Origin of the sequence: Undibacterium sp. RTI2.2 (genome assembly GCF_035018705.1) — a bacterium.
GTDB lineage: Bacteria > Pseudomonadota > Gammaproteobacteria > Burkholderiales > Burkholderiaceae_D > Undibacterium.
The window spans coordinates 1-18,611 of the sequence record NZ_JASJXN010000059.1 but is presented as its reverse complement, the minus strand read 5'-3'; the positions used below and the strand labels follow the sequence as shown (position 1 = coordinate 18,611).

Here is an 18,611-nt window from a genome sequence, read left to right as displayed (position 1 = left end):
TGGCCGCTCCTTTCTCATCTATTTTGCGCTTCTCGCAATAAAATTACTCTCCGGTGTTTCGTTTTGCAAGAACCTCGATATTTTCTGTGAACTCCCATGCTTAACTGAACAGTTCAAACAGTTCAGTGGTATTGAATTGCAGAAAACATTTTTTAAAAATGCCGACAAAAGATTGATCGGGCAAGTCTTACAAAAATTCGTCAATTACAACGCCAAATCCTTCGAATTTTTAGGCGTGACGCCGTCTATCGTTGGCATCGATCAAGACGTGTCGCTTTGTTTTAGAACTTCCGCATTTGTTGGCACTATCCCGCTACGCGCACCAGATACGGGCAAACAAATTGGCGACTTCGTTGTGGTACCGCGATTTATCGCACGTGATCGTTACGCTGATTATGTTGAGATCCTGAATCTGCTAGACAATCAGATAGAAGCGCAATTTATAGAAAGCCTGCCGCTCAAATCTGGCTACCACTTTCGACCACCTCTATATTTGGAAGCGGTCAAATTTATAGATTGTCTTACCGAACTCACCAAGACGCATTGGCAGAAATTTTCTCGTGTTGAAAAAACCGCGCAAGCACCCGTCGGACAGGTGAATTGGAACAAATACATCGCCAATCAATTCAAAGTGGAGAATCAACAGCGATACCCCGTTGCCACCAATGTGATGACAGAATTCCACGCAGAATATGCGCAGCTCGCTTATGTATTTAGCCTCTGTAAAAATGAAATCAATTCACCACGCACACCAGTAAGCCTGAAGCTACGCATCAAGAAAAAACTTGACGTGTTGGAAGAAAAACTATATTTTCATCGCCCTCTCAAAACATATCATTTGATCGAGAACCAATCTGACCTACCCGTCGTCAAACGCTGCAAGGAACAAGCTAACCGCGTCTTAAATTTTCAAGGGAACTTAGGTACAGCATGGCGGGTGGATTTTTCTGATGTCTTTGAAAAATTTGTGCAACACATATTCACCATGGTTGCCAAACAAATCGGCGGAAACTTTTTCGCTAATTACAAAATCATTCGCGATTCCAAACGGCATTACGCATGGGAGCTACACCATCTGGAGCCAGACGGCATCTTTAAAAAAGATAGTAGCTTGCTGACTATAGACGCCAAATACAAATCGCACTTATTGAATAGAACCAGCAGCAGCGAACAATTGAAAACGGATTATCGCCACGATCTCCATCAAATTTTGGGCTACGCATCGTTTGATACGCATGCAGAAAAAAAAGCAATTCTCTGCTATCCATCAAACGAACTAGAAGTGACTGAAACGGTGTATCTAAATCGAATCAATCAAAGCAAAATCAGAGTAAAAATCCTTGGCATACCGTTGCGTGCAGATACGATGAGTGAGGTAAAGCGGTTTGTGATTGAAAATATATTTGATCTCGGCAGCAATCAACTTAAATCGATCCTTTAAGTTGATTGCTACCCGTACGTCCCGACTGGTCTGACAATTGGCGCAGTCATTCTGACACTTACATCCCCAAAGACCTTAAGAGTTCATCACTAGCATCATCGGCGGCGGTAGCTGCCGGTGGAGTTGAGCTTGCTTTGCCAGTCTTATCCGCTTGCTCCATGTCCAGCAAGGCATCTGGATCGGTGATTTCGCTGGAGTCGAAGTCATGCAATTTAATGAATTCTGTGCGGTCAATCGCGAGTTCCAGATAGAAAATATTATTATTTTCTGTGAAGAAGGACACGCGGCGGATTTCCGGGCGGTCTAGTGGAGTATCCACGCTGAGCATGACTTGTTTGTTCAGCACCAGCATTTTGGGTTGGTTTTGAGTGATGTTGGTTTGTAGTTCTCTGCGGACTTTGCCGGTGAAATCGCCGACGATCTGGTTCATTAGTTCGCCCAAGATATTCGAGACCTCATCGGAGCTGAATGAGGAGGCTAGTTCGGACTTGGGCATACCCATGCTTAGCATGTATTTCTCATAAATTTCTAAGGCGGCGTTGCCAGCAAAGTTCAGCACTACCAGGCCAGAAAATCCGCCGTCAAATAAGACAAAGCAACCGATATCAGGCTTCAGACCGATCTTGGTTACCCGCTGCACCATGGCAGAGTAATGAATCTTGCTTTGCGTCGCTACGTTCAATACGCGTGTGACCGAATTGCATAAACTGGTCAAAAGATCTTCGGTTCCATAAACGACCGTTTTTTCTTCTTTAATCATGTGCGACTCCTAAAGGTATTTTTTGAATTTACTTTTGTTTTATTCGCCCAGTACGCGGTGCGCTATTGCCTGTACATCGCTTTGCCCAGATCCAGGCCCTACATTTTGCAGCGTCGATGGTGCGGCGAGCGCCATGCAAGCTTTTGCGCTCGGACACGGTGATCCATGGAATTAGTTAAGAATATTCAATGGGACACGCGACGTCCAGTTGTTTCACGCTTTCTGTGCAATTTGCTGCAGCTTTATGCCTGTGATGGACGACGGTATGTTGCTGAATTGATCTTTTTTCCTGGTCAAAAATGGTGTGCTCGTCAAAACCAATATCTGTAAAAAAAGCCATCCAAAAAATGGATGGCTTTTTTGATTGTTATATTTTTACGTTAAACGTCAATATTCCCAGCCCGCAGCGCATTGGATTCAATAAATGCTCTGCGTGGTTCTACATCATCGCCCATTAGCGTAGTAAAGATCTGATCCGCAGCAATCGCGTCTTCGATTTGTACTTTGAGCAGGCGGCGTACTTTTGGGTCCATGGTGGTTTCCCATAACTGCATTGGGTTCATTTCGCCTAGTCCTTTGTAGCGCTGTTTGCTGACGCCGCGTTCGGCTTCGTCGCGCAGCCATAGCATGGCGTGGTGGAAGTCGGCTACGGCGCTTTCTTTCATACGCTCGCCTTCGCCACGGCGGATGAAGGAGCCTTCGCCCAGCAGGCCGCGGAAGGTGTTAGCGGCGTTTTCTAATACTTTGTAATCGTTGCTGTCGACGAAGTCGGCGTCGATGCTGCTGACTTTGACGTTGCCGTGGTACATGCGTTCTATGCGCAGGCCGAAGGTGCCTGACAAATCATCCGTGCGTACGATGGCTTTGACTGCCGGGTCGTTGATGGTGGTGGTAAGGGCGGTGGCGGAGATTTGTGCGTTTTCTGCCGTGTCCATTTTGAGCGTGACGCCGGTCATGATGGCGGTGAGAGCGGCACGGTCGATCATGCGGGTCAGGCGCGTCATGATGGCGTTGGCGAGATTGTATTGGCGTACCAGTTCTGCCAGTGGCTCGCCCGTGATCGGGTCTGCGCCTGTGCTTGGTATGAGCGATGCGCCAGTCAAGGCAACGGTCATCATATAGCTGGCTTCTTCAGAGTCATCTTTGAGGTAGCGCTCATCGCGGCCAGCTTTTACTTTGTACAAAGGTGGCTGGGCGATGTAGATGTGGCCGCGCTCTACCAGTTGTGGCATCTGGCGATAGAACAAGGTCAGTAGCAAGGTGCGGATATGGGCACCGTCGACGTCGGCATCAGTCATGATGATGATGCGGTGGTAGCGCAGTTTTTCTACATTGAATTCGTCTGGGCCGATGCTGGTACCTAGCGTGGCGATCAGAGTGGTGATCTGTTCGCTGGAGAGCATTTTTTCAAAGCGGGCTTTTTCTACGTTGAGAACTTTACCGCGCAGTGGCAAGATCGCCTGGAACTTACGATCCCGGCCTTGCTTGGCGGAGCCACCTGCGGAGTCACCTTCGACGATATACAGTTCGCACAGCGCAGGGTCTTTTTCCTGGCAATCGGCGAGTTTAGCGGATAAGCCTAGGCCGTCCATGACGCCTTTACGGCGGGTTAGTTCGCGGGCCTTGCGAGCTGCTTCGCGCGCGCGTGAGGCCTCTACAATTTTGCCGCAAATGATTTTGGCGTCGTTAGGGCGCTCTTGCAGATAGTCGGATAAAGTTTTGGCGACAATTTCTTCTACCGGGCCGCGGACTTCGCTGGAAACCAGTTTGTCTTTGGTTTGTGAGCTGAACTTTGGCTCAGGTACTTTGACGGACAAGACGCAGGTTAAGCCTTCGCGCATATCATCGCCGGTGACTTCGACTTTAGCTTTTTTAGCGTAGTCGTGTTCTTCGATATATTTATTAATGACGCGGGTCATCGCTGCGCGCAAGCCAGTCAGATGGGTGCCGCCGTCACGTTGTGGGATGTTATTGGTAAAGCATAAAACTTGCTCGTTGTAGGCGTCGTTCCATTGCATGGAAACGTCAACGGTGATGTTGGTGCCTTGGTCAGACAGACGCTCACCAGTGGCTTGGAAAATCGTTGGGTGCAAGACGCTTTTAGATTTGTTGATGTATTCGACAAAGCCACGGGTGCCGCCTTCAAAGGCAAACATTTCTTCTTTGCCTGTGCGTTGGTCGGTGAGTTTGATGCGCACGCCATTATTGAGGAACGATAATTCGCGGATACGCTTTGCCAGAATCTCGTAATGGAATTCGACATGAGTGAAGATTTCTTCATCGGCCCAGAAGTGGACTTCGGTACCGCGTTTGTCGGTGTCGCCGATGACTTTAATCGGGGAAACGACAATGCCGTCGATGGTTTCTATTTCACGGTTTTGCGGTACGCCGCGGACAAATTCCATCGCATATTGTTTGCCATCGCGGCGGATAGTGAGCTTGAGTAATTTGGACAGTCCATTTACGCAAGACACACCAACGCCATGCAAACCGCCGGAGACTTTGTAAGAGTTTTGATCGAACTTACCACCAGCATGCAGCTCGGTCATAACGATCTCTGCCGCGCTGCGTTTTGGGTCGTGCTTGTCGTCCCATTTGATACCGGTCGGAATGCCGCGACCGTTATCGGTAATGGAGATGGAGTTGTCGGCATGGATGGTGACGTTGATCTCGGTACAGTGACCAGCCAGCGATTCATCAATTGAGTTATCCAGCACTTCAAATACCAGGTGATGCAGACCGGTGCCGTCCGATGTATCGCCAATGTACATGCCGGGGCGCTTACGCACGGCTTCCAAACCTTCCAGTATCTGGATTGAGGACGCGCCATAAGCATTTGGCTGCGCTGGAGTGTTGTCTTGGGTGTTGTCTTGGGTGTTCTCGGACATGGTTACCTTCTTTATTATGGTCTTACTTGTTCTAACGTACTAACTGATCTGGAGTTTTAGTTCCCACTCGCAAGCAGCGTCATTGCTGAATGCGGGGCTGGGATGAGGGCGCTTAGTTAGTCAACTTAGTGAGTCAAATTAATTCGTCAACTTAGTTATCAACTTAGTTATCAACTTAATTCGTCATATCACTTGAATAAATCCGGCACAAACCACTTTGAAATCCATAGCGGAATTTGTGTAAATCCGGATTACCTAATCTCCCTCACTCCCCAGCCGCATTCAGTAATTAGGCTGCATGCGGCTGGGGAGCTTTAGCACTCTTTCGCACTAAATCCGCATTGGCATAACGACGTATTTAAAATCGGCGTTGTCTGGGATGGTGATTAATGCGGATGAGTTGGAGTCACCAAAGGCGAGGTTGATCTGATCGACTTTAAGGTTATTCAACACATCCAACAAATAGGTAACATTGAAGCCGATATCGACACTGTCGCCGCCGTAATCGATTTCAATTTCCTCTACTGCTTCTTCCTGATCGGCATTGGTGGACAGGATTTGCATACTGCCCGGTGTGACTACACAACGCACGCCTTTGAACTTGTCGCTGGTCATAATGGCGGCACGTTGCAAGGAGCGCAGCAATTGCTCGCGACCCAAGGTGAAATTGTTTTTATAACCCTTAGGGATTACGCGGTTGAAATCTGGGAATTTGCCTTCGACCAATTTGGAAATCAGCTCAATATCAGCAAACGTCAGCTTGACCTGATTGTTGGCGATGTCGAGTTGCACCAGATCGTCCTTGTCTTCTAACAAACGCTGCAATTCGATAATCGTTTTGCGCGGGATGATGACTTCTTGACGTGGGAATTCTTGTTCGACTTCCACCTGGCAATACGCCAGACGATGACCGTCGGTCGCCACGGCAATCACGTTTTTGCCATCGACCACGAGCAACAGACCATTCAGGTAATAACGAATGTCTTGCTGCGCCATGGAGAAGTGCACCATGTTAAACAGGTGCTTGAGCGTTTTTTGCGGCAGGCTAACGCTGGCGTTGAAGTGTTCTGCTTGTGCGACGGTAGGGAATTCTTCTGCCGCCAGAGTTTGCAAAGAGAAGCGCGATTTGCCTGACTGCACAGTCATCTTCTTATTGTCGAGCTTGAGGACGATGTCATTGTCGTCCGGCAGTGCGCGCAAAATATCGAGCAGCTTACGCGCAGCGACGGTAGTGGCAATGCTCTCGCCACCCGAACCGATATCGGCACGGGTGGTGATTTGCACTTCAATGTCAGTCGACAAGAAAGACACTTTTTCGCCGTCCTTGCGTATGAGGATATTGGCCAGAATCGGCAATGTGTGCCGACGCTCGACAATACCGCTCACGATTTGCAGAGGCCGGAGGATTGTGTCCCGGTGAGTTTTGACCAATTGCATGTTTATATCCTCGCGTAATTTTGTTAATAAAGGATGATTCACTTCTGTAGCTTACTTCTCTGGCTTGATTCAGTAACTTCGTTCTGTAACTTAGTTTTATAACTTCAATGCCGTAAGGTAATGACTTAAAAAACTTAAATGCATTGTCCAATGATTCTGCGGCTTCTGGGGCAAAAACCGCGTGGAGGCCGCAGAATGATTGGACGTCTAAAAATGGTACTTCTAAAATCCTAGGGTGCGCCATGCGCATTATCAACTTTATTTGCTTCGTTGCCGCTTGCTTTGGTGCGCACGGCGTACACTACAATTTGTAGTGCTTAACCCTTCAGAGTCTGCTCCAACACATGTAGCTCATGATTACATTCGGGATTCTTGCTGCGATCTGCCGTGATTTTGCGTACTGCATGCAAGACTGTGGTGTGATCGCGGCCGCCGAACAGTTCACCAATTTCTGGCAAGCTTTTTTGCGTTAATTCTTTCGCCAGATACATCGCGATCTGGCGTGGTCTGGCGATATTCGCTGGACGCTTTTTAGAGTACATGTCGGCGACTTTCATGTTGAAAAAGTCTGCAACTGTCTTCTGGATATTTTCTACCGAAATCTGGCGGTTCTGTACCGATAGCAAATCTTTTAAGGCTTCTTTGACGACATCAATCGTGATTTCTTTGCCGTGAAAACGCGAGTACGCCAGAATTTTTCGCAAAGCGCCTTCTAGTTCGCGTACGTTAGAACGCAGATGCTTGGCGACGAAGAAGGCGACGTCATCCGAGAAATGTACGCCTTCGAAATGCGCTTTTTTGAGCAAAATCGCTACGCGCATTTCTAACTCGGGCGGCTCAATTGCTACCGTCAGACCAGAATCAAAACGCGAAATCAGACGATCGTCCATACCCGTGATTTCTTTTGGGTAGGTATCACTGGTGATGATGATTTGCTTCTTGGCGGCGATTAGCGCTTCAAACGCGTAGAAAAATTCTTCCTGCGTGCGGCTTTTGCCACCAAAGAATTGAATATCATCGATCAGCAATAAATCCAGCGAATGATAGTAATGCTTAAATTCGTCAAACCCTTTGCGCTGGTAAGCAGTAACGACATCGCGCACATATTGCTCAGCGTGGATGTAGCGAATCCGTGCTTTAGGGTTGTCCACCAGAATCTGATTACCAATCGCGTGAATCAGATGGGTTTTACCTAAACCTACGCCGCCATATAAGAACAGCGGGTTATACGATACGCCAGGATTATTTGCTACCTGGATGGCTGCTGCACGTGCTAACTGATTGGCTTTACCCGTCACAAAGCTGTCAAAAGTCAGATCAACATTGATGCGGCTTTGGTCGCGGCGCGGCGTGGATTCTGGCACCGGATCATGTATTTGCGGTGGCATGTCGTTGTTGCTAGTGGACGACTCGCGCGGATCGCTACTTTGATTTGTACTGGTGTTTGCAGCGGGAGCCGGTTTTTTATTGATGCGTGGGTCCAGAATAAATTGGACATCAATATTTTCATCCCAAAATTGCACTGCCAGTTCAGTAATCCGGCTGGCGAATTGGGTTTTAACCCAATCCAGTTTAAAACGATTAGGCGCACCAATCCGCAACCGGCCGTCTTCATAATCGATCGGGGTCAGTGGTTTGATCCAGGCGCTATACTGCTGCGGCGTAAGTTCCTGCTCTAATTGGGACGAGCAGGCTTGCCAGAAATTTTCCATGTAGTCACTTTAATGATGCTGATGTGCGGCGTGTTATCGAATGTTAAATTGCTGCTGAGTCGCTGCTTAGTCATTAACCTAGCAATGAGATTGGTTGCTGCTTGCTAAACCCTGCAAATGATTCTGCATGAATACTACTACGCAAAACAAATTAAACATCTTGCCATTAAGGCAAATCGGTCATGCCACACTAATCCGCTATTTTACTCTTGCTATCCCGAGTTATCCACAGGCTAATGCGGAAATTTGTTAGGACTTACGCAAAACCGTCTCAGCTGCGCTGTAGCTCCTAGTTGTACTAAAGTACTATCTTCGTCGCTATGCCTTGCCGGGACAATTTTGCGTAAGTCCTATTTGTTTACTTTGTCTGCGCTATGACAAGACGAAAAAATGTGCTAAGTGATTGACACGTAAGCAGAAAGTAGTGTCTAATTCAGGGTTCCCTACCCTCTTTTTGTTGATTGCATTCATAGTTTGTTATAAATGCAACACACCATGAGCAGCGGTTTTGGGGAAGTAATGGCGAGTAAGCAATTTTAATTCTGGTTTTAATTCGCATAAAAGCATTACTCGTACATTACCCGTGATTCCGATTTTTTATTTGCTCAAATAGCGAGACCAACATGAAACGTACTTACCAACCTTCCGTCGTTCGCCGCAAGCGCACTCACGGCTTCCGCGCACGCATGGCAACCCGTGGCGGCCGCGCTGTATTGAACGCACGTCGCGCTAAAGGTCGCAAGCGCTTGGCAGCTTGATCTGTCCAGCTATGATCAGTGCTTGTATTGGCTGGTGGCATGAGTTGCACAACTGATAATATGGTTAATGCAATGACATCAGTAAACGCAAGTGGTGATTTTACACGCGTTCGGCGCATCGTTAAAACGGATGAATTTTCATCCGTTTTTCGTTTGCGGCCGGTACAAAGAACAGCACATTTTGTTTTGTATGCAAGACCGACCGAGCTGCCAAACGCGCGCTTGGGCGTGGTTGCTGCCAAGCGTTTTGCGCCGCGTGCGGCGACACGCAATACGATTAAGCGTGTTACGCGGGAAATTTTTCGTTGTTCGTCCCTGACCAATGTGGATTGTATCGTGCGCTTGTCCAAGCCCGTAAATACCAAAGCAGGTCCAGCTACCACCGCGCAACTGAAGCGTGAGTTGCGGCTGGAGATCTTGCGTCTGTTTGCGCCAGTGCGTTTGCTGGTTACCGACGGTGCAGAAGCGCTGTGAAATCTCTGCCATGAAACCTTTATTGCTCGTGCTGCTGCGTTTTTACAAACTCGCTATCAGCCCTATGCTGGGACAAAATTGCCGTTTTTATCCGTCCTGCTCAGATTACGCGGCAGAGGCAATCCGCGAGCATGGCGCTGCAAAAGGTTGTTTGCTGGCGGGCAAACGCGTATGTAAGTGTCACCCATGGCATCCGGGTGGAGTGGATCCAGTTCCACAAAAATCTGAAAAAAACAGTTTCGTCCCCACATCCGACGGACGTTCTAAAAAGCGTCAAGCTGCGTATGCCAAAAATGCTACTCATGCAACTAAGCATCACAATATGATGGCTTTAAAAAAACGTCCTGATTCTTCTTCTAAATCTACCTGCTAAAACACAAATGGATATCAAACGTACCGTCCTGTGGGTTGTTTTCTCGATGTCGCTGTTGATCCTTTGGGACAACTGGATGCGTCATAACGGCAAACCATCTATGTTCTCCTTTACGCCATCTAGCCAGGCGCAGCAGAGCAAAAACGCCAGCGCTTCTGCATCAGGTTCATCTGCTGCCAGCACCACTGCCACTAGCAACGTCAGCGCTAATGGTGTTGCCACTGGCGCTGACGCTGCTGCCGTTAAAAATGAGCACATCACGATTACTACTGATGTGATCAAAGCCGATATCGACACCTTAGGTGGTGAGATTAGTCGCCTGGAATTACTCAAGTACAAAGATGTAGACGACCACACCAAGAACGTTGTGTTGTTTAATGAAAGCGCTAAACGGACTTATCTGGCTCAAACTGGTCTGATGGGTGGTGCTTTCCCAAACCACAAATCCAGCTTTACTGCTAAGCCAGGCGTGCGCACGATGGATACTGGCGACAAAGTGCAACTGGTACTGGAATCTGAATTGAACGGCGTTAAGTTGACTAAGACTTATACCTTCAAAAAAGGTGATTACGTCATCGACGTCAAGCATGACGTGACGAATAATTCTCCGGTAGCGATCACGCCATCTTTGTATTTGCAGTTATTGCATGACGGTACCAAGCCAGAAAACGGCGGCATGTTTAGCGCCTCCAGAGAATTTTATGCTCCTGCTGTCTACACTGAGTCGGACCATTTTCAGAAACTGGATTTCCAGAAAATTGAAAAAGATAGCGCCAATCCAGACGCTAAGCCAAATCACGCAACCAAGGCAGACAATGGTTGGGTCGCCGTGCTCCAGCATTTTTTCGTGTCCGCTTTTATCCCGCAAGACAAAGCGCCACGCACTATCGTGACCGAAAAAGTCAAAGATAATCTGTATGCGGTAGCGACTATTTTGCCAATGGGCAGCATTGCACCAGGCGCAACAGTCAGTATGGATGCGCGTCTGTATTCTGGTCCACAAGAGTCTGACAAATTAGAAAAAATTTCACCAGGGCTGGATCTGGTAAAAGATTATTGGTACTTTGCGATTATTGCAAAACCGATGTTTTGGCTCATGGAATTGATCCATAAGTTGTTGGGTAACTGGGGCTGGACGATTGTGGTTTTCACGATCTCCATCAAGCTGGCATTGTTCCCGTTGTCGGCTGCTGGTTATCGCAGTATGGCGAAGATGAAAGTACTCACACCAAAAATGCAAGCCGTGCGTGAGCGTCATAAAGACGAGCCGCAAAAAATGAATCAAGCCATGATGGAGTTGTACAAAACTGAGAAAATCAATCCTCTCGGTGGCTGCTTGCCGATTCTGATCCAGATGCCAGTTTTCTTGTCGTTGTACTGGGTGTTGCAAGCCAGCGTAGAAATGCGCGGCGCTCCTTGGGTGGGCTGGATTACCGATTTGACCGCACCGGATCCTTGGTACATTTTGCCCGTGTTGTATGCAATCTCGATGTTTGTAACGGCCAAGCTCAATCCAAAACCGGCTGATCCTATGCAAGCCAAGATGATGATGTTTATGCCGCTGGCTTTCTCAGTGATGTTCTTCTTCTTCCCGGCGGGTCTGGTCTTGTACTGGGTTGTTAATAACGTCTTGTCGATCGCCCAGCAATGGGTGATTAATAATAAGTTGATCCCGCCAGAGCACAAGTCTTAAGGTTTTGAAGGTTTAAGCCAAAAGTCTATGTTAAAAAAGCCCATCTTAATCATGGGCTTTTTTTTGGACTTTTTAACGGGCTTTTTTTCTATGGACTCCTGTAGTATTTAGGCTAAACCACAGACCATTTTCCTGTATTTTTTTGCAGAGTTAGAATTACACCATGAACCAACATCGCCATCATCAAAGTAGTTACGACAGCACGCCCATTACCGCGATTGCCACAGCACCAGGGCGCGGTGGTATTGGTGTTGTACGTATTTCCGGCAAAGATTTAAGGCCGGTGATTGATTCCTTATTTGGGGACGCATTTGCCAACGGTGTAAAAGCGATACAACTCAAGCCACGCCACGCGACGTACCTGCCATTTACGCAAGCGGATGGTAGCGTGATTGATCAGGGCATCGTGCTCTACTTTAAAGGTCCACATTCTTACACCGGTGAAGATGTCCTCGAGCTACAAGGGCACGGCGGACCAGTGGTGATGCAAATGCTGCTGACGCGTTGTCTGGAAGCGGGCAAAGATACGGGCTTACGCCTGGCGCAACCGGGTGAATTTACTCAGCGTGCTTTCCTTAACGATAAACTGGATTTGGCGCAGGCCGAGGCAGTGTCGGATTTGATTGAGGCATCGACCGAAGCCGCCGCCAAATCAGCATCACAATCGTTGTCCGGTGCATTTTCTAAAGTGATTCATGCGTTGGTAGAAAAAGTTGTGCACTTACGCATGCTGGTAGAAGCGACGCTGGATTTCCCCGAGGAAGAAATCGATTTTTTAGAAAAATCGGATGCCCGTGGTCAGCTCAGCGCCATCCAAACGGCCTTGCAGGCGGTATTTAAACAGGCGGCGCAAGGCGCTTTATTGCGTGAGGGTTTGAATATTGTATTAGCCGGTCAACCGAATGTCGGTAAATCGTCTTTGCTCAATGCGTTGGCGGGTGACGACGTTGCTATCGTCACGCCTATCGCAGGCACTACCCGCGACAAAGTGACTGAGACTATCCATATCGAAGGTATCCCGCTTAATATCATCGATACCGCCGGTATTCGTCATGAGGATGATGAACACGAGGACCAGCATAATAATGAGCACAATAAGGACGCGCCGCGCAGCAGCATTGATGCGGTGGAGCGTATCGGCATCGAACGTACCTGGGCTGAAGTCAGCAAAGCCGATGTCATTTTGCATTTGCTCGATGCTGGCCGTGGCCCGACCCGCGCTGACGACGCGATCGTGGCGCGTTTCCCGGATCAAGTGCCTGTGATCCGCATCTGGAACAAAATTGATCTGTCCGGCCATCATCCCAGCGTCGATCAGATGGCGGATGCCACCCACGTATATTTGTCTGCGCAAGACCATATCGGCATTGATTTACTGCGCAAAGAATTACTCCGCATCGCTGGTTGGCAACAAACGGGCGAGTCCTTGTATCTCGCGCGCGAACGTCACCTGATCGCACTAAAGCAAGCTAACGAGCATTTAGAATTTGCTGCCGCCTATGCTGCACAAAATGATCAGTCGCTGGATTTGTTTGCGGAAGAGCTACGCTTAACCCAAGACCGGCTCAACAGCATTACGGGCGAATTTACTTCTGATGATTTGTTGGGTGTGATATTTTCCCGTTTTTGTATCGGTAAATAAGTTTGGTTAGCAGCCAATATTAAATATACTCCCAGTAAGTACATTTAATTGTCTTTGTAATTGCTGGATAATGAGCCATATTTGTAAAAAATGATGGGGAGTATATTCGGTAATATGGTTTTGATCGTACTATATTTTTGTTTTCAGGCGTAACAATGCTCTTGTTAGGTGGCTTAGTCCAGTTGCCAAGTTTGCCAGAATCTCTGCATAAAAATAGTGGGACTTGCCAATCAAGATGGCATAGGCAAGCGCAATGATGCTAAGCTTGGATTTTATGTAACGCAGCATTGCGCCTGACTATGTGTCAATTATTAGGAATGAATTGCAATACCCCGACCGATATCGTGTTCAGCTTTACGGGGTTTGCTACACGCGGCGGCCGGACGGACGAACATAAAGACGGCTGGGGGATCGCATTTTTTGAAGGCAACGGTGTACGCCATTTTGTCGATCACCAAGCCGCCGTTACTTCCCCGATTGCCGAGTTAATCAAGCGTTATCCGATCAAATCTGAAAACGTCATCGCCCATATCCGTAAAGCCACCCAAGGGCAAGTCACACTAGAAAATTGTCATCCCTTTGTGCGTGAATGTTGGGGGTGTTATTGGGTGTTTGCGCACAACGGCGACCTGAAAAATTTTCATCCGGTCTTAGATGGTGCATACCATCCTGTCGGTACAACAGACAGCGAACGGGCGTTTTGTTATCTGCTGCAAGAAATGCGCCGTCGCTTTGGTGAGACTTTGCCATCGATGACCGAGATTACCCGGTTCATGCGCCAGATCACCAATGAGATTGCGCAATACGGTACCTTCAATATGATGCTGTCCAACGGAGAGGCGTTATTTGCACATTGTTCTACCAAGTTACATTACATCGTCAGAAAATATCCTTTTGCCACCGCCAGTTTGTCGGACGAAGAAATCGCAGTCGATTTTTCTGAAGTGACCACGCCACAAGATCGCGTTGCCGTGATCGTCACAGAACCATTGACCAAGAATGAGAACTGGACCCAATTTGCTGCGGGTGAGCTGATGGTATTTGTAGATGGTGATGTGCATGCCGCATGATAATTTGTCTTTTTTATTTTTACGACCATGAGCAATCGGCCTAGCGACCACCTCGATACCAACTTACTGCGCGTCTTGCATACTTTGCTGACCGAGCGCAGCGTTACCCGCACCGCCATGAAGTTGGGACAATCGCAACCCGCAATCAGCAATATGCTAAAGCGCTTGCGTGACATTACCGGCGACGCGATATTAGTGCGTGGCAAAAACGGGATGACAGCGACCGAACGCGGCGAAGAATTATTGTTGCTGGCAAAGCAGGGACTTAGCGTGCTGGAGAGCATCACACATTCTGCGCCCAGTTTTGTTGCCGCACAAAGCCAACGTATATTCCACCTCGGCGCACCGGATTATTTAAGCGTTTTGCTGATCCCGATGATCATGGAGAAAATACGCGAACAAGCGCCCAATGCCGGTCTGGTCATTCATTCGCTGAATGCAGGATTTGATTATGCGTCAGCGCTAGAAAACGGCGAGTTAGATTGCGTCATCGGTAACTGGCCAGACCAGCCACCGCACTTACATTTAGCGCATTTATTTGAGGATGACTTGGTCTGCATGGTCAATAACCAGCATCCGATCGTAAAAAAAGGTCTATCGCTTAAATACTATTTAGAGATGCCGCACCTTGCGCCCACCCCTTATATGATGGGACATCGCAGCATCATTGACAGCGCTCTGGCTGATCAAGGTTTAAAGCGAAACATACAAATGACGATCCCTTACTTTGGCATGGTACCGGATGTACTGTCGCGTACGGATCTGATTTTTACCACTAGTCGTAGCTTCGCCATGCACTTTGTCGGGCAATGGCCAATTACGATTTTGCCTATGCCGGTAGAGATGCCAAAAATGCGTTTCTTTATGCTGTGGCATGAACGTTCACATGCGGCAGCAGAGGTGCAATGGTTGCGTAAGATGGTGTCGGATTCGTCTAAGGAGGCGATGGGACGATCTGGCGCATAAGCCTTGCGCCAGATATAGATAGCGCCGTTCACACAATCTAAAAAGGCCACACAGAAAATAAATTCTGTGTGGCCTTTTATTTTGCTACTTGCTTAATAAAGCGTTGAACTAGGTTCGGAACTAAGTTCTTCGTTCAGCGTGATTAAAACTTATAAGTAGCGCGTAAGTACAAAGCACGTCCCAATGGATCTGTGTAGCGTGGGTCGTATCCTTGTTGGAAGGTAATACCTTGGTTACTGAACGGTGGATTGGTATTGAACAGATTTTTCAAACCAGCGGTTAGCGTCAAGTTTTTAAAGCCACTGTAAGAGCCTGTGAGTGCCCATACCGAATACGCTTTTACGTCTTGTGCATATTGGTCTGCAACACCATTTTGGTCATGATATCCGGACAAAAACTTTTCTGACAATGTGGCAGTCCATGGACCGTTATTCCACAACAAATTCAACGTATGCTTCCAGCGGAAAACCGGGCCATTGTCTGCAAAAGTACCGACGTTTTCTGTCCAGGCACCGTTTTTTTCAGTTTGATAGGAGTAACGACGTACATAAGTGCCTTCCATCGATAACACGAAGTTACCAGCAGAAGATTTAGGCAAACGCCATGTACCACTCACATCAATACCGTCTGTTTTGGTATCACCTAAGTTGAAATTGGTCGCAGAAATATAGGCCAATGTGCCATCCGCATTACGTACAAACAAATTCGCATACTTAGTTGGATTACCAAATATCACTGCCTCTGGCAATGTACCAATACTATCGGTTAAGTGAATATTCCAATAGTCAGCGGTCAAAGTCAGTTCTGGCGTTGGCTCAAACGCAAGACCTACTGTGAAGTTTTTAGCTTTCTCTGGCGTCAACGCCTGATTGCCGCCACTTTGTATATTTTGCTGTGCTTGGCATACGACGTTAGGGTTAGCGCCTGGTACTGCAACGCCGCCTGGGCACAACTTTGGATCATCATAAGAATCTGCAGTATTGCTTACGACTGTCGGCGCATTTTTCTCATACAAAGAAGGAGCACGGAAACCTGTATTGGCTGACGCACGGAACAAGAGTTGTTTCGTTGGCTGGTAACGCAAACCTATTTTTGGATTGAATGTTGAGCCGACATCGCTGTAATTATCCATGCGACCTGCTAATTGCATTTCTAATTCTTTGGTGAACGGGGCATCAAATTCAGCAAATACGGCTTCAATATTCCGCTGTCCTGCAATGCTTTTTGAATCTGCTAAACCGGTACTGGCTGCCTGCGATGCAATTGCAGTGTTGACGTCATAGTTGGCTTTGTCTTGATGTGCTTCTGCACCAAACGCAATACCCATCGCACCACCAGCCAGGGCGCCAAACTCACGACTGGCTTTGATGTCAACACCAGTAGAAGTAGTTTTGCCGGACAGAGTCTGGCCGACCAGTTGAATACTATTTAAGTAGGCTGTACCAGTAGCATCTTGTGGTCCAAATGGATTTAATAAGCCAGTCGTAACACCTTTGAAAATACCGTTGTCACTCGTGTAACCGTGAGTTAAGGTACTAGAGGCTTGTCCTTGTGTATAGACGAAAGCCGTTTTGTAATCCCATGCGCCAATAGTACCTTCAAGACCTGCCAGAAAACGATCAGATTTGCTCACGTCTTTTTCTGTACGCTTACCAACTTCTAAAGGACGCCAGTTAATACTCAAAGGGCCAGTCAGACCAGGAAAAGCAGCTACACCGCCGCTACCACCTGGATAATATTTACTACCAACAGGCACTTGCAATCCAGTCAGTGCAGCGTCTTCTCCATCATACAAAGGTGCAGCAGCAACCGAGTTGATGTTGGTCGATTCTGAATGCAAATATTCTACGGTCGCATTATTGTCAGCATTGAGTTTGAAAGTACCTTTACCCAAGAAACTGATCTGCTTAGTTTCAGGGATATCATCTACTTGAGACGTATAGTCATATCGGCAGGTGCCATTAGATGCTTTTGGGAAGGAGTGGTTTACCGGATCGCAACCATTGGCAAAAGAGATATTGCCGCCATTGCCGCTGCCATTGTCATAGAAGTTGGCCGACGGAGTATTACCGCTGGTTTTGTTCAAACCTCTGTTAGGGATAATGCCAGTGCTGGAAAAATCACGCTGAGTTGCCGTTAATGAATTTTGTTTATGTGCATCAATCACACCAAAGATATTGAAACCGTCTTTATCCAGATCACCGTATCCTACCAGCAAGTTCGCACGTGTTTCAGTGCCACCTGATTTTTGCGGTGCGGTTGTTTCTGCTGTCAGTTCAACGCCTTTTACTGAACGCTTGGTAATAAAGTTAATGACACCACCAATCGCATCGGTACCGTAAATCGCGGATGCGCCGTCACGTAATACCTCTACGCGGTCGAGAGCACCAATCGGGATAATGTTCAGATCGACGGTTGCGCCATCGTAAGGATGATTGGCAATACGACGACCGTTTAACAGCACCAGAGTTTTGTTGGAGCCAATACCACGCAAATCTGCTTGTGACGCACCGCCAGTGGATAGGCCAACGCTTTGGCTACCGCCTTGTTGGGTTTGGTTTGACGCCAGAGAATTAACGACTTGCTCGGCCGTAGTCAAACCTTGTTTAACAAAGTCATCTGCCTTAATTACAGTAACTGGCAAAGAGCTCTCTGCTGCCAGACGTTTAATCGACGAACCAGTAATTTCAACACGCTGCGGCGCCGCTTCTTCTTGTGAGAAGGCTGGGTGTGCAAATAAACCCAAGCCAACCGCGATGCTGCCCGAAAATAAGACTCTGACGGATTGCGCCAGAATTTTTTCTTTAATCATTGCTAAACTCCTAAGGACGGTTGAAGTACGAATTTTTCAACTTCTTAAACTTTTTTCGTACGATATTTTGTAAATAAAACCAAGTTTTTTGACATCCATATGTAAATAAATTTGCCAAAATTTCTTGATGGAGCATGGGAGCATTTCTGCAAGAAGGCTGTCAATAAACGTACTTGCAAACAACATCCAAAAATACAACGCATTATTTACATTTCAGATACAGTTTTTATTATTTACCTGATTTTTTTAGCCTTCAGAAAGTTTTTTTTATGATTTGTTTTCACAATTTTTTTAAGAATAAAATTCTTAATTTCGATGGATTTATAAGATAAAACGTATTTTTATATAGTTAAATTGGAATTATCTTCAAACTAATTATTATTTTTAGTGGTAAAAGAATAATGAAAAGATGGAGTTTTTGACGAGATTTTTAAGATAAAAAATAGCAAGGCCTAGTACGATAAGATGCATTTTGTATTAGTAAGTTACAAAAAACATTTCATTTATTTTGAGACCTTTGCATGACAGCCTTAATCAGAGCCGTTTCAGCAAAGGTTGAATTTTTAAAAAATAAAATGATGCTTT

13 protein-coding genes are annotated in these 18,611 nt (G+C 47.0%); 8 read left to right on the top strand and 5 right to left on the bottom strand.

Annotated elements, in window-relative coordinates; translation table 11 throughout:
• The coding region (locus QN395_RS19800; RefSeq protein ID WP_323492766.1) for a hypothetical protein at positions 1-1,441 on the top strand (1,441 nt) is incomplete at its 5' end.
• A gap of 58 nt (positions 1,442-1,499) precedes the next feature.
• On the opposite strand, the gene QN395_RS19795 is transcribed toward QN395_RS19800, so the two are convergent.
• The 4 genes from QN395_RS19795 to dnaA form a co-directional block, all read right to left on the bottom strand.
• A complete protein-coding gene (locus QN395_RS19795; RefSeq protein ID WP_322120581.1) occupies positions 1,500-2,201 on the bottom strand; it encodes a DUF3334 family protein in 702 nt (233 codons plus the stop codon).
• A 380-nt stretch (positions 2,202-2,581) separates the two neighbouring features.
• The gene (gene gyrB, locus QN395_RS19790) at positions 2,582-5,089 is read right to left on the bottom strand and encodes a DNA topoisomerase (ATP-hydrolyzing) subunit B (RefSeq protein WP_323492765.1); all 2,508 of its coding nucleotides are present in this window, start codon (positions 5,087-5,089) and stop codon (positions 2,582-2,584) included.
• 330 nt (positions 5,090-5,419) lie between these two features.
• Positions 5,420-6,526: a DNA polymerase III subunit beta gene (gene dnaN / locus QN395_RS19785; protein ID WP_322120579.1), complete on the bottom strand. Its 1,107-nt coding sequence runs from the start codon at positions 6,524-6,526 to the stop codon at positions 5,420-5,422.
• Positions 6,527-6,843: 317 nt separating this feature from the next.
• Complete coding sequence (dnaA, locus tag QN395_RS19780) at positions 6,844-8,238, bottom strand: chromosomal replication initiator protein DnaA (protein ID WP_322120578.1); 1,395 nt, start codon at positions 8,236-8,238, stop codon at positions 6,844-6,846.
• Positions 8,239-8,861: 623 nt separating this feature from the next.
• Between dnaA and rpmH the strand changes: the two genes are divergently transcribed.
• The 7 genes from rpmH to QN395_RS19745 all read left to right on the top strand — a co-directional run bounded on the left by rpmH (position 8,862) and on the right by QN395_RS19745 (position 15,214).
• Positions 8,862-8,996, top strand: coding sequence for a 50S ribosomal protein L34 (gene rpmH / locus QN395_RS19775; RefSeq protein WP_061535510.1), 135 nt, complete (start codon positions 8,862-8,864; stop codon positions 8,994-8,996).
• A gap of 72 nt (positions 8,997-9,068) precedes the next feature.
• Entirely contained in the window at positions 9,069-9,470 is a 402-nt protein-coding gene (locus tag QN395_RS19770; protein WP_322120577.1) for a ribonuclease P protein component, read from the top strand.
• Positions 9,471-9,480: 10 nt separating this feature from the next.
• Positions 9,481-9,843 carry a membrane protein insertion efficiency factor YidD gene (gene yidD, locus QN395_RS19765; RefSeq protein ID WP_323492763.1) on the top strand — a complete coding sequence of 121 codons (363 nt, stop codon included), beginning with the start codon at positions 9,481-9,483 and terminating at the stop codon, positions 9,841-9,843.
• Between the two features lie 7 nt (positions 9,844-9,850).
• The gene (yidC, locus tag QN395_RS19760; protein WP_322120575.1) at positions 9,851-11,536 is read left to right on the top strand and encodes a membrane protein insertase YidC; all 1,686 of its coding nucleotides are present in this window, start codon (positions 9,851-9,853) and stop codon (positions 11,534-11,536) included.
• Between the two features lie 163 nt (positions 11,537-11,699).
• Complete coding sequence (locus QN395_RS19755) at positions 11,700-13,178, top strand: tRNA modification GTPase (protein ID WP_322120574.1); 1,479 nt, start codon at positions 11,700-11,702, stop codon at positions 13,176-13,178.
• Positions 13,179-13,477: 299 nt separating this feature from the next.
• The gene (locus QN395_RS19750; RefSeq protein ID WP_322120573.1) at positions 13,478-14,248 is read left to right on the top strand and encodes a class II glutamine amidotransferase; all 771 of its coding nucleotides are present in this window, start codon (positions 13,478-13,480) and stop codon (positions 14,246-14,248) included.
• Between the two features lie 27 nt (positions 14,249-14,275).
• On the top strand, positions 14,276-15,214 hold the full coding sequence (locus tag QN395_RS19745) for a LysR family transcriptional regulator (protein ID WP_322120572.1): 939 nt from the start codon (positions 14,276-14,278) through the stop codon (positions 15,212-15,214).
• A 142-nt stretch (positions 15,215-15,356) separates the two neighbouring features.
• Here QN395_RS19745 and QN395_RS19740 read toward each other — a convergent pair whose 3' ends face one another.
• Positions 15,357-18,026, bottom strand: a complete 2,670-nt coding sequence (locus QN395_RS19740; protein ID WP_322120571.1) for a TonB-dependent receptor — start codon at positions 18,024-18,026, stop codon at positions 15,357-15,359.
• Between the last annotated feature and the right edge of the window lie 585 nt (positions 18,027-18,611).

Excerpts from the sequence above, each read along its gene's own strand:
- QN395_RS19750 (WP_322120573.1), top strand. The coding sequence starts at position 13,478 with ATGTGTCAATTATTAGGAATGAATTGCAATACCCCGACCGATATCGTG.
- rpmH (WP_061535510.1), top strand. The coding sequence starts at position 8,862 with ATGAAACGTACTTACCAACCTTCCGTCGTTCGCCGCAAGCGCACTCAC.
- gyrB (WP_323492765.1), bottom strand. The coding sequence starts at position 5,089 with ATGTCCGAGAACACCCAAGACAACACCCAAGACAACACTCCAGCGCAG.
- QN395_RS19745 (WP_322120572.1), top strand. The coding sequence starts at position 14,276 with ATGAGCAATCGGCCTAGCGACCACCTCGATACCAACTTACTGCGCGTC.
- QN395_RS19755 (WP_322120574.1), top strand. The coding sequence starts at position 11,700 with ATGAACCAACATCGCCATCATCAAAGTAGTTACGACAGCACGCCCATT.
- QN395_RS19795 (WP_322120581.1), bottom strand. The coding sequence starts at position 2,201 with ATGATTAAAGAAGAAAAAACGGTCGTTTATGGAACCGAAGATCTTTTG.
- QN395_RS19740 (WP_322120571.1), bottom strand. The coding sequence starts at position 18,026 with ATGATTAAAGAAAAAATTCTGGCGCAATCCGTCAGAGTCTTATTTTCG.
- yidD (WP_323492763.1), top strand. The coding sequence starts at position 9,481 with ATGAAACCTTTATTGCTCGTGCTGCTGCGTTTTTACAAACTCGCTATC.
- yidC (WP_322120575.1), top strand. The coding sequence starts at position 9,851 with ATGGATATCAAACGTACCGTCCTGTGGGTTGTTTTCTCGATGTCGCTG.
- dnaA (WP_322120578.1), bottom strand. The coding sequence starts at position 8,238 with ATGGAAAATTTCTGGCAAGCCTGCTCGTCCCAATTAGAGCAGGAACTT.
- dnaN (WP_322120579.1), bottom strand. The coding sequence starts at position 6,526 with ATGCAATTGGTCAAAACTCACCGGGACACAATCCTCCGGCCTCTGCAA.
- QN395_RS19770 (WP_322120577.1), top strand. The coding sequence starts at position 9,069 with ATGACATCAGTAAACGCAAGTGGTGATTTTACACGCGTTCGGCGCATC.